This is a genomic window from Mangrovimonas cancribranchiae (assembly GCF_037126245.1).
Taxonomy (GTDB): domain Bacteria; phylum Bacteroidota; class Bacteroidia; order Flavobacteriales; family Flavobacteriaceae; genus Mangrovimonas; species Mangrovimonas cancribranchiae.
In genome coordinates this window covers 451,630-464,025 of record NZ_CP136925.1, presented here as the reverse complement: position 1 = coordinate 464,025, position 12,396 = coordinate 451,630, and the positions used below count along the sequence as shown (strand labels likewise).

Sequence of the window (12,396 nt, the reverse complement as noted above, 5' to 3'; positions counted from 1 at the left end):
AATTATTGGTAATTATATTAGTTACATTGCAATGATTAAAAGCGAACTTTTTTATGGGCATTACTATAACAGGAACTGGAAGCTACATTCCAGAGACAATTGAAAAAAACAACAGTTTTAACAATCATACCTTCTTAAACACAGATGGCTCAACCATAAATTCTACTAACGAAGTTATTGTTGAAAAATTTGAAGCCATTACAGGAATTACGGAACGTAGATATGTTCAAGACCATTTAACATCATCTGACATTGGCGCATTTGCTGCCGAAAAAGCTATAAACGATGCCAACATTGATCCAGAAACATTAGACTACATTATTGTTGCACATAATTTTGGCGATGTTAAACACAACACCAATCAAAGCGATATTCTACCTGGGTTGGCCGCTAGAATAAAACATATTCTTAGAATTAAAAATCCCAAGTGTGTAGCTTATGATATTTTATTTGGCTGTCCAGGTTGGATAGAAGGCGTTATTCAAGCACAAGCATTTATTAAAGCAGGCATGGCTAAAAAATGCTTGGTAATTGGCACCGAAACGTTGTCGCGAGTAGTTGATAAATACGATCGTGATTCCATGATATTTTCAGATGGCGCTGGCGCAACTGTTATCGAACAAACTAACGAAAACAACGGTATTTTATCACATGAAACAGCAAGCTTTACTCATGATGAAGCCTACTATCTCTTCTTCGGAAAATCCAATAACCAAGAACTATCTTCAGACACGCGCTATATTAAAATGCAAGGCAGAAAAATTTATGAGTTTGCCTTAACCCAAGTTCCTAAAGCTATGAAAACCTGTCTAGATAATAGCGGCGTTGACATAAAAGACGTTAAAAAAATATTCATCCATCAGGCTAACGAAAAAATGGACGAAGCTATTATAAAACGTTTTTATAGACTTTATAAAACCCCAGAACCAAACAACGTTACTCCTATGAGTATTCACAAACTAGGAAATAGCTCTGTTGCCACCGTACCTACACTATTTGATTTGGTTAAACACAATAAATTAGAAAACCATTCTCTTTCAAAAGGCGATGTTATTATATTTGCAAGTGTTGGTGCTGGTATGCACATAAACGCTATTGCTTACAGATATTAATAATGTACGAAAAAACATATCCTAACAAACGATTTAAACATACGTTAGAATTCTTAAAAAAGCACATTTCAACTAACGAGACAATTTTAGATTTAGGTGTAGAAAATCCATTTTCTAAAATTATGTCTGCTGAAGGGTTTAATGTTGAAAATACACAAGGTGAAGACTTAGATGAAAACATCTCAACCATTGAAAATTCTGAAGCTGATGTAATAACTGCTTTTGAAATTTTCGAGCATTTACTATCGCCATACACCGTTTTAAAATCCATAAAAACGGATAAATTGGTGGCTAGCGTACCCTTAAAATTATGGTTTGCCTCGGCTTACCGCAGTAAAACAGACCAATGGGACAGGCATTATCATGAATTTGAAGATTGGCAATTCGATTGGCTTTTAGAGAAGGCTGGGTGGAAAATTATAGATCGTAAAAAATGGACCAATCCAACAAAAAAAATAGGTATCCGGCCTCTTCTTCGTTGGTTTACGCCTAGATATTATATTGTTTATGCCGAAAGAGTACACTAATGAACTTCTACATTGTCATACCTGCTCATAATGAAGCCGATGTCATTGCACACACACTTCAATCGTTAGTTAAGCAAACCTTATTACCTAAACATGTGGTAGTTGTAAACGACCACTCAAGCGATAATACTCAGGACATTGTTGAATCATTTTGTGAAAAATTCAATTGGATATCATTAATCAACAATCAATCGTCTAACAAACATTTGCCCGGCAGTAAAATAATCAATGCGTTTTATAAAGGCTTTGAAACTTTAGATAACAACTACGATGTGATTTGTAAATTTGATGCCGACTTAATTTTTCCAGAAAATTATCTCGAACAAATTGCTACTCATTTTAGAACAAACCCTAAACTTGGTATGGCAGCTGGATTTTGCTATATTGAAAAAGATGGCCATTGGGTTTTAGAAAACTTAACACGCAAAGACCATATACGCGGCGCTTTAAAAGCTTATCGTAAACAATGTTTTTTAGATATTGGCAAACTAAAACCATCAATGGGTTGGGACACTGTTGATGAACTTCTAGCTAAATTTTACAACTGGCAACTTATTACCGATGATTCACTTCATGTTAAACACTTAAAACCAACAGGCATTAGCTACAACAAAGCCTCAAAATATTTACAAGGTGAAGCCATGTACAAAATGCGATACGGGTTTATAATTACTCTTATTTCGGCTATAAAACTAGCCTACAAAAAACGTCGGTTTTCGCTATTTAGAGATTATGTATTGGGATATTTTAAAGCCAAAAACAATAAGGTTGAACAACTAGTTACCATGGAGCAAGGCAAGTTTATACGTCAATTACGCTGGAAAGGTATTTTAAATAAATTTAATTAAAATACCAGTTTTTATAACTATTTGAAGCTTCCAATTTATCTTCAATTGTATCTTCTAACTCTGGAAAAAAGTCTATTCCTGTTAATGTTTCAACAGAATCTATTGAAACCACAAAATTATAAAGTGGTCTGGTTGAATTTTCATGAGGTATTAAAAACGCCAAAGCCTTAGGGTTACCACCGTTATAATCCATGACAATTTTATAAAACTGATTAGGTACCGAAACACGTTCTTCACCAATAGTTTTCATATTACCTTTTAAAATGCCTCCCGTAATTACATAAACACCACGATAGCGTTTTGCCCAATATCGTATTTTTTGCTCTAATCTATTCCAAACACCTGCATTAAATTCATGTTCCTGCGGACTTATATTACTTGTTAAAAAGGTCTCGACATACAAATTATAGTCAAATTCTCTATCTGCAGCAGGACATAAATGTCCACGATCGTACCCCGAACGCTTATAATTTCGCCAATGGGCTGCACTTGTTTTTACTGTTGAATCGATTTCAAAATAGGGTCGTTTAAAGTTAGAATTAACTAATTGATTTTCTTTAAGCTCATAAGCTACCCATTCGGCTTGTTCGTTTGGCTCACTATACGATAAGGAATAGCCATGGTGATGCACAACTTGCCCAGTTGTACTTGTTGGCAAGAAAAAGGTATTGGTAAGTTCTTTCTCTAACAATCCGTTTTTAACAATAGCCTCTTGCTCCTTCTTGGTAAGATAAGCTTCGAACACATATATTCCACAGACTAAAAAAATAGTAATTAAGGAATATATGGTTCGTTTGCTCATACTATTGTAACGATGCTAAACTCGCTTTTAACGTTTCTATTTTTGCCAAAGCATCGGCTTCTTTTTTCTTCTCGTTGGCTACCACTTGTTCTGGTGCATTGTTAACAAAACGCTCGTTAGATAGTTTCTTTTGTACTGATTTTAAAAAGCCTTCGGTGTAGTTTAACTCTTCAGTTAATTTTTCAATTTCAGCTTCCACATCAATTGCACCTGCCATTGGAATAAAATACTCGTTTGACTTTACTCTAAATGTTAGCGCACCCTTTACAGCTTCGGTAACGTAATTTATAGCGTCTAAGTTTCCTAATTTCTGAATAACGCTATCGAATGTTGGTTTAATTTTATCGTTATTTAAAACTGAAAAATCAATAGCGTCTTTAAACGCAATATTCTTTTCTTTTCTAATGGTTCGTATGCCTGAAACAACATCCTGTGCCACTTCAAATTCAGCAATTAAACTCTCGTTTACTGATTTTGCTTTTGGCCATTGAGCAACAATTAGGGCTTCTTCTGGTGTTCTTTTAGAAATGAATTGCCAAATTTCTTCGGTTAAAAATGGCATAAATGGATGTAAGATGCGTAAGTTATCTTCGAAAAGCGCAATAACTTGTTGTAATGTTTTTGCATCGATTGGCTCGCCGTATGCTGGTTTAATCATCTCTAACAGCCATGAACAAAAATCGTCCCAAATTAACTTATACGTTGCCATTAAAGCATCACTTAAACGATATTTTGAAAAATGATCTTCTATTTCGGCTAACGTTTGCTGAAATTTATTTTCGAACCATTCAATAGCTATTTTACTAGATTCTGGCTGTTCGATTGTTTCGCTTACTTCCCAACCTGAAATTAATCTAAAGGCATTCCAGATTTTATTCCCAAAGTTTTTACCTTGTTGGCATAAGGCTTCGTCAAACAACAGATCATTACCAGCCGCACTACTTAACAGCAGTCCTACACGAACACCATCGGCGCCAAATTCTTCAATTAACTTTAAGGCATCTGGCGAGTTACCGAGGGATTTACTCATTTTACGGCGTTGCTTGTCGCGCACCAAGCCGGTTAAGTATACATTCTCGAATGGTCTTTCGCCTGTATATTCGTAACCTGCAATAATCATTCTCGCTACCCAGAAGAATAAAATATCTGGTCCAGTTACCAAATCGTTTGTAGGGTAATAGTATTTAAATTCGGCATTTTCTGGATTACGAACACCATCGAACACGCTCATTGGCCATAACCAAGATGAGAACCAAGTATCTAAGGCATCTTGATCCTGACGTATATCTTCGCGATCTACGATGATTCCTTTTTTTTCGATTAAACTATGGGCTTCTTCAATACTTTCAGCAACAACAAAGTCGTCTTTACCGTCGCCATAATAGTAGGCAGGAATTTGGTGCCCCCAATATAATTGTCGCGAAATATTCCAATCGCGAATGTTTTCCATCCAATGGCGATAGGTGTTTTCGAACTTTTTAGGGAATAGTTTTACCTCTTCGGTTTCTAAAACGGCTTTTATAGCTGGTTTTACCAAATCTTCCATTTTTAAAAACCATTGGTCGCTTAATCGTGGCTCGATAACAGCTTTTGTTCTTTCGGAAGTTCCTACTTTATTAATATGAGTTTCTGTTTTTACTAAATACCCTTTATCTTCTAACTCTTTAGAAATTTCTTTACGTACTACAAAACGATCTTTGCCTTCATAATGTAATCCAAAACTATTCAGTGTAGCATCGTCATTAAAAATGTCTACGACTTCAAGGTTGTGTTTATCACCCAGCATTTTATCATTCTCATCATGAGCTGGTGTTACTTTTAAGCATCCTGTACCAAACTCAAGGTCTACATACTCGTCTTCTATAATAGGAATTACACGATCGCACAACGGCACAATGGCCTTTTTTCCTTTTAAATGTGTGAAACGCTCGTCGTTAGGGTTAATACAAATTGCTGTATCTCCTAAAATGGTTTCAGGACGTGTGGTTGCAATAGTTACAGTTTCGTCGCTACCTTCAATTTTGTATTCCAAATAATATAGTACCCCTTGCTTTTCTTCATAAATCACCTCTTCGTCGGACAAAGTTGTTTTAGCTTCTGGATCCCAGTTTACCATGCGGTAGCCACGGTATATTAGGCCTTTATTATATAAATCGATAAATACTTTGGTAACGCTTTCAGACATATCGTCATCCATTGTAAACTTCGTTCTATCCCAATCGCAAGAACATCCCAGCTTTTTTAATTGATCTAGAATAACACCACCATATTCATGTGTCCAATCCCAAGCATGCTTTAAAAACTCGTCTCGAGTTAAATCGTTTTTATCAATGCCTTGCGCTTTAAGCTTTGCTACAACTTTAGCTTCGGTTGCTATAGACGCATGATCTGTTCCTGGCACCCAACACGCATTTTTACCTTGTAAACGCGCCCTACGAATTAACACGTCTTGAATGGTGTTATTTAGCATATGTCCCATATGTAAAACACCTGTAACGTTTGGTGGTGGAATTACTATGGTATATGGTTCACGTTTATCTGGTGTGGAATGAAAATACTCATGTTTCATCCAGTAATCATACCATTTACTTTCTACTTGATTAGCATCATATTTTGATGGAATACTCATACTTTGGAATAGTTTTTGAAATACAATGTGCAAAAGTACTTATAATTTGGTTTCTGTAAAAAGATTTAAGGCTTGATACATAATGATTAGCTTTTTTTAACATGCATTACGTCTATTTTTTTTGCATGAGGACTGAAAAGTAAGTAAGTTTACCGTTCAATAAAATATAAATATTATGAAAAATTTAATTACAATATTATTTATTAGCTTATTAAGCTTTACTGCTACAGCACAAGATAAAGTTGCTAAAATCGAGTTTAAAACCGATGTTATTGACTATGGCACAATTGAAAAAGGCGCTGATGGTGTTCGTGTTTTTGAGTTTACTAATACAGGAAATGCACCATTAGTAATTTCTAATGTCAAATCTAGTTGTGGATGTACCGTTCCAGAAAAGCCTAAAGGTCCAATCCTACCAGGAAAAACTGGCGAAATAAAAGTAAAATACGACACTAATCGTGTGATGCCGATTAGAAAAACCATTACAGTAACATCTAATGCAGACACACCTACTGTAGCACTTAAAATAAAAGGAGAAGTTATTGATCCTAATAAAACAAGTGTTTTAGAAAAGAAACAGAAAAGTGTGATGGAAAAATAAAAAAGTAAGCCCTGATTATTCAGGGCTTTTTTTTTAATCAAACATACTTTCTAGTTTAAATAGTATTTCGTGTTGTTTCCCCGCCCTATCTATAAGTAGTTTTATTTGTTTCCCCGACTTACCATAAAACTGTTTTACGATTCGTTGTAATGATAGTTCTCCTGCAGATTTTCCATTAATTTCCAAAATTACATCGCCTAAAATTACGCCTGCTCTTTCAGCTGGCGAGCCTTTTCTAAGCTCTACAACTTCAAACGCTGGTTTTAAGCCTATTTCATATTCGGGATTAGTTGCTATATTTTGATTTCCAAACTTTATTAATTGCCCACTTCTTAAATTAAGTTGTTCTTCTACAACAAGCATCACACCATTTTGCTCTAGTTCTAATCCTGCTCTGTTATATCTAAATTCCTCATTAAAATATTTATTCTTTTTTAGGATTAACTTTCCGTTTGAATAATCAACAAACATATTAAAGCGCTTTAAAATATTTCCTGCAAGGCTGCCATTTCTATTTTTATATTGTCTGGCATTAGATATAGACAAGGAATCGGGAAAAGACACGTTGGTGTTTTTAAATTGAAACCCTGCAATTGTAAAAGCATCTACTTTAGAGCGTTTACCATAAACGCTTCCGTTTAAACCATAACCTAAAAAGTCTTCAAAAAATATATTGCTAGGCACAATTCCTAAACGGTCCTCTTTAAACAGCCATAACGCATCACTTCCTCCAGAATCAATCAGTAAGTTAACTGGTATTTTTTTACCAGAAATAGTGACTTGTGCTTTTAAATACGGTTTGTTTTTATAAAAAGTTAAATCCAACACTTTGCATGTTCGACATATTTTAGGAGAAAACAAATTAGGGTTGTACACTCTTAAAAAAGATCTGCTATAATTTATCTCTACTATAAAATTCTTAAAAAAGTCGTATCCTATAATACCATGAACAGGAACCCCTAAACGCGGAGCAAAACTTAAATTAGTATCGTAAACAATAAATAACTCTTGATTTAAATTAACCGTTTCGCCAATTCTTACCACATTTCCTTGAGATCTTAGAGCTTCTACTTGTACCCCTTCTCCTAAGCCTCGTAAAAATATTTTTTCTGATTCTTTAATTTGAAGCGAATCCTTTAAATTCAAAAAATTAAAAATAATCGACTTATTAACCCCTGTATCTAATAAGAAGGATAATTCGACACCATTAACCTCTACAGGAACAACAATAAGGTTATTACTTAACTTAAAATGGATCTTTTTTGAGCGTTTTCCATGCATTACAAAACCATCTTGCGCCTGAACATTTATACTCACGCCTACCAAAAAAAACACTAACATTAAATATCTTCTCACAAAAAACTAATAATCAATACTATATCAAGTTACAAATCTTTAACTTAAGATGGCTTTTTAACGGTGGTTTTTAAAAAAACTTTAAGATTATTTTCAGACATTTGCAGACAAATAAAAAGACATGCCAACAATATCAAAAAAAGGGCAAGATATGCCGCAATCGCCAATTAGAAAATTGGTGCCTTACGCAGAAAAAGCTTATCAAGAAGGTAAAACTGTATATCACTTAAACATTGGGCAGCCCGATATAAAAACCCCAGAAATAGCGCTAGATGCTGTAAAGGTTCACTCCTTAGATATTTTAGCCTATACAAGATCTGAAGGTTCTGATGGTTATCGCACAAAAATCGCTAACTATTATCATGGGCAAAACATTGAGGTTAATAAAGACAATATTATTGTAACAACAGGCGGTAGCGAAGCCCTTTTATTTGCCTTTGGAAGCATTATGGATGTTGACGATGAAGTTATAATTCCAGAACCTTTTTATGCCAATTACAATGGATTCTCTACAGCTTCTGGTGTAAACATTGTGCCTGTAATCTCTAAAATTGAAGATAATTTTGCACTACCTCCAATTGAAGAATTCGAGCAACTTATTACACCTAAAACCAAAGCCATTCTTATTTGTAACCCCGGAAATCCTACAGGGTACCTTTATTCAAAAGAAGAAATACAAAAACTAGCTGCTTTAGTAATAAAACACGATTTATTTTTAATTGCAGATGAAGTATATCGTGAGTTTATTTATGATGGTTACGAACACTACTCTATCATGCAAGAGGATAGCATTAAAGATCATGCTATTATGATAGATTCTGTTTCTAAAAGATACAGTATGTGCGGTGCTAGAATAGGCTGTTTGGTCTCTAGAAATAAAGAGATTATTTCTACGGCATTAAAATTTGCCCAAGCAAGATTGAGCCCTCCAACATTAGCCCAAATTGCTAGTGAAGCTGCACTGCAAACCCCACAAAGCTACTTTGATAATGTTATTGAAGAATATGTAGATAGACGCAACACACTAATTCGAGAATTAGAAAAAATAGATGGTGTTCAAGTTGCTAAGCCTAAAGGTGCTTTTTACTGTATTGCAGAACTTCCCATTGAAGATGCAGATGATTTTGCACAATGGCTTTTAGAACATTTTGATATTGACGGTGAAACAGTTATGGTTGCTCCAGCAGCAGGTTTTTACTCTACAAAAGGTGTGGGAAAAAACCAAATCAGGATTGCTTACGTATTAAAAAAGGAAAGCTTAATTAAAGCGGTTCATATTTTAAGTGAAGCCTTAAAAGTTTATAAAAAATCTTAATGACTGTTAGAGAAAACATATCTCTCAAACCATACAACACCTTTGGTATTGATGTAAAAGCTAAAAAGTTTATAGAAATTAATACTGTAAACGATTTAAAATTAGCTTTAAACAAGTTTCAAAAAGAAAAACTCTTTATTCTTGGTGGCGGCAGCAACATGCTACTCACCAAAGATATAGACGCTTTAGTTTTACACATTAATATAAAAGGTATTGAAGTTATTTCAGAAAACGACACACACGTCACCATACAAGCTCATGCAGGAGAAAACTGGCATGAGTTTGTACTTTGGTGCTTAAAAAATAACTTTGGTGGAATTGAAAATCTATCTCTAATCCCAGGTAATGTAGGCACCGCTCCAATACAAAACATCGGCGCGTATGGTGTAGAACTAAAAGACGTTTTTGTGTCTTGTAATGCTATAGAAATAGCCACACAAAACATAGTTACTTTCTCAAAATCGGATTGCAATTTTGGGTATCGCGAATCTGTTTTCAAACAAAATGCTAAAGGAAAATATATTATTACTAGCGTTTGTTTCTCGTTAACGAAAAGCAAACACAACCTTCATACTGGTTATGGCGCTATTACAGCTCAACTAGAGAAAATGGATGTAAAAAAACCTACAATATCTCATGTTTCGAAAGCTGTTATTGCTATTCGAGAAAGTAAATTACCAAACCCTAAAGAAATTGGTAATAGTGGTAGTTTTTTTAAAAATCCTATTATTACAAAACCACATTTTAACATCTTACAAAACAACTTTCCAAACGTACCTTTTTACAAAATTTCTAAAAATGAAATTAAAATCCCTGCCGGTTGGTTAATCGAGCAGTCCGGCTTTAAAGGAAAAACCTTTGGCAACTATGGGGTACATAAAAAACAAGCTCTAGTTCTTGTAAATTACAACAATGCAAATGGAAAGGATATATTACATCTAGCAAGGTTAATTCAAAAAACCGTTAAACGAATTTTTAATATTGATATTGAAACTGAAGTCAATATTATTTAAAAATATCTAACTTTAGACTTTCTAACTTAAACGAAACAGGTAACCATTTGAGGACTTCAATAGAAAAAGAAATTATCGACCTTTTAGGAAAAAGTGACAAAAGAGCCATCACACTGCTATATGAAAATTATGCCGATGCGCTTTTGGGTGTCGCTATGAAAGTACTAAAAGACGAAGATCTTGCTCAAGATGTACTTCAAGAAAGCTTAATAAAAGTCTGGAAAAAGCCCCAATCTTACAATCCTAAAAAAGCAAAGTTATTCACTTGGCTATACAGAATTACCTACAACACAGCCATAGACAAAATACGTTCTAAATCAAATAAACAGAGCAAAGAGATCCAAATTGAGGTTTCAAACGTATATAAATTGACATCCAAGAGTATAAATCAAGATGTTATGGACCTAAAAACCCATTTAAAAACTTTGGATAAAAAGTATCAAATTGTACTTGAAGCCTTATTTTTTGAAGGGATGACACAACAAGAAGCCAGCGATGAACTAGACATTCCGCTGGGTACTATAAAATCAAGATTAAAAATTGGACTTCGTGAATTAAGAAAAATTTACGATCCAGAATAAAAAGCGTCATGAATGATAAAATAACTACTTTTTTAAATTCTGACCTATTAGAAAAATATCTTTTAGGTGACACTACTTCTGCCGAAACAGAAATGGTTGAAACTTATATTTCAAAATACCCAGAAGTAGAACAAGCATACAACACATTGCAAGACAACTTGGAAATTATGGCCAAATACCATGCCGTTGAAGCGCCAAAAAGCATTTTAAACAATGTTTTAAATGAGTTAGACGACAAGCCTGTAAAAACATTAGCTGCCAGAAAAAAACCCACTAAAAAATGGTTTAAATACTCTATAGCGGCTAGTGTTGCTACTATTGCTTTCGCTACACTATCTTACACGCTTTACCAACAAAATCAAGCATTAAAGCACGAAAACCAAGTCGTTGTCGACGAAATATTTGATTTACGTAACGATATTGAAAACAACAATAATAAGTTAGACGATTTAATGCGTCAGTTTATGAAACTGAATAACCCTGACACCGAAAAATATGTGTTGCGTGGAAATGATAGAGCAAAAAACTTAAAAACAGTTGCTTACATTAACCCTAAGGAAAAAACATCAATGATTGATGTGGTTTCGCTCCCTAAACTTCCAGAAAACCAAACCTATCAAATTTGGGCCGAAGTGCAAGATAGAATGGTAAACTTAGGCATTTTGGATGAAGCTGATAGAAAACTAAAAACAATTCCTTATATGGAAAATGCTTTAGGCCTTTCAATTACTATTGAAGACAAAGAAAATTCAGATAATGTAAATATTGAAAATGAAGTCGCTGAGATTTCACTTCAACAGAAATAACACCAAAAAAAGCTGAGTCAAAAAAACTCAGCTTTTTTTATAACTAGTTATTATTCCCATAAAGAAACTTTCCTATCACACCAGCCACAATTGCGCCAGCAATAGGTGCCAACCAAAATAACCATACTTGACTTAAGTAAGCACCGTCAGCAAACAACGCTTGACTGGTAGACCTTGCGGGATTTACAGAAGTATTTGTAATAGGGATACTAATTAAATGTATTAATGTTAATCCCAAACCAATAGCAATTGGCGCAAAGCCTTTTGGTGCTTTTTCGCTTGTGCTTCCTAAAATTATAAGTAAAAAGAATGCTGTTAAAATAAACTCAGCCACAAAAGCAGACGTTAATGAATAGCCTCCTGGCGACAACTCCCCATAGCCATTAGAAGCAAACCCACCAACACTTTCAAAACCATCTACTCCAGACACAATAAAATACAAAGCGCTTGCTGCTATAATGGCTCCAATTAATTGTGCAATAATATAACCTGGTAATTCTTTAATAGAAAATCTACCCCCAGCCCAAAGCCCAAATGTTACTGCAGGATTAAAATGACCACCGGAAATATGTCCAACGGCAAAAGCCATAGTTAAAACTGTTAAACCAAAAGCCAATGCTACTCCTGCAAAGCCAATACCCAATTCTGGAAAAGCTGCTGCAAAGATGGCGCTTCCGCAACCACCAAAAACTAACCAAAAGGTTCCAAAAAATTCTGCTAATAGTTTTTTCATAATATAAAAAGTTAATATTGTATACTTCTAAGATACAGAATATTATAATAAGTCACATTTTAATTTTTCTACA

Annotated in this window: 12 protein-coding genes; 8 read left to right on the top strand and 4 right to left on the bottom strand. The window is 34.3% G+C overall.

Annotation, left to right across the window (positions count from 1 at the left end; all coding sequences use genetic code 11):
- Positions 1-53: 53 nt before the first annotated feature.
- From R3L15_RS02055 to R3L15_RS02045, 3 genes are read left to right on the top strand one after another with little or no spacing between them, the layout of a single operon-like run.
- Positions 54-1,112, top strand: coding sequence for a 3-oxoacyl-ACP synthase III family protein (locus R3L15_RS02055; protein ID WP_338732945.1), 1,059 nt, complete (start codon positions 54-56; stop codon positions 1,110-1,112).
- 2 nt (positions 1,113-1,114) lie between these two features.
- Positions 1,115-1,639: a methyltransferase gene (locus R3L15_RS02050; protein WP_338732944.1), complete on the top strand. Its 525-nt coding sequence runs from the start codon at positions 1,115-1,117 to the stop codon at positions 1,637-1,639.
- Positions 1,639-2,487 (top strand): glycosyltransferase family 2 protein, encoded by an 849-nt coding sequence (locus tag R3L15_RS02045; protein ID WP_338732943.1) that lies wholly within the window; start codon positions 1,639-1,641, stop codon positions 2,485-2,487. The genes R3L15_RS02050 and R3L15_RS02045 overlap by 1 nt, the downstream gene beginning before the upstream one ends.
- On the opposite strand, the gene R3L15_RS02040 is transcribed toward R3L15_RS02045, so the two are convergent.
- A complete protein-coding gene (locus R3L15_RS02040) occupies positions 2,480-3,289 on the bottom strand; it encodes a DNA/RNA non-specific endonuclease (protein WP_338732942.1) in 810 nt (269 codons plus the stop codon). The genes R3L15_RS02045 and R3L15_RS02040 overlap by 8 nt on opposite strands.
- Position 3,290: 1 nt before the next feature.
- A complete protein-coding gene (locus tag R3L15_RS02035; RefSeq protein WP_338732941.1) occupies positions 3,291-5,918 on the bottom strand; it encodes a valine--tRNA ligase in 2,628 nt (875 codons plus the stop codon).
- Positions 5,919-6,093: 175 nt separating this feature from the next.
- On the opposite strand from R3L15_RS02035, the gene R3L15_RS02030 reads away from it, so the two are divergent.
- Positions 6,094-6,519, top strand: coding sequence for a DUF1573 domain-containing protein (locus R3L15_RS02030; protein WP_338732940.1), 426 nt, complete (start codon positions 6,094-6,096; stop codon positions 6,517-6,519).
- 33 nt (positions 6,520-6,552) lie between these two features.
- Here R3L15_RS02030 and R3L15_RS02025 read toward each other — a convergent pair whose 3' ends face one another.
- Positions 6,553-7,860, bottom strand: a complete 1,308-nt coding sequence (locus R3L15_RS02025; protein ID WP_338732938.1) for an aspartyl protease family protein — start codon at positions 7,858-7,860, stop codon at positions 6,553-6,555.
- A 136-nt stretch (positions 7,861-7,996) separates the two neighbouring features.
- On the opposite strand from R3L15_RS02025, the gene R3L15_RS02020 reads away from it, so the two are divergent.
- The 4 genes from R3L15_RS02020 to R3L15_RS02005 are packed head-to-tail and all read left to right on the top strand — an operon-like array spanning position 7,997 to position 11,590.
- On the top strand, positions 7,997-9,190 hold the full coding sequence (locus R3L15_RS02020; protein ID WP_338732937.1) for a pyridoxal phosphate-dependent aminotransferase: 1,194 nt from the start codon (positions 7,997-7,999) through the stop codon (positions 9,188-9,190).
- Positions 9,190-10,203, top strand: coding sequence for a UDP-N-acetylmuramate dehydrogenase (gene murB, locus R3L15_RS02015; RefSeq protein WP_338732935.1), 1,014 nt, complete (start codon positions 9,190-9,192; stop codon positions 10,201-10,203). Before R3L15_RS02020 ends, murB begins: the two co-directional genes overlap by 1 nt.
- A 47-nt stretch (positions 10,204-10,250) precedes the next feature.
- Entirely contained in the window at positions 10,251-10,784 is a 534-nt protein-coding gene (locus tag R3L15_RS02010; RefSeq protein ID WP_338732934.1) for a sigma-70 family RNA polymerase sigma factor, read from the top strand.
- A gap of 8 nt (positions 10,785-10,792) precedes the next feature.
- Positions 10,793-11,590 (top strand): anti-sigma factor, encoded by a 798-nt coding sequence (locus tag R3L15_RS02005; RefSeq protein WP_338732933.1) that lies wholly within the window; start codon positions 10,793-10,795, stop codon positions 11,588-11,590.
- Positions 11,591-11,633: 43 nt separating this feature from the next.
- On the opposite strand, the gene aqpZ is transcribed toward R3L15_RS02005, so the two are convergent.
- The gene (aqpZ, locus tag R3L15_RS02000; RefSeq protein WP_338732932.1) at positions 11,634-12,323 is read right to left on the bottom strand and encodes an aquaporin Z; all 690 of its coding nucleotides are present in this window, start codon (positions 12,321-12,323) and stop codon (positions 11,634-11,636) included.
- Positions 12,324-12,396 lie beyond the last annotated feature (73 nt).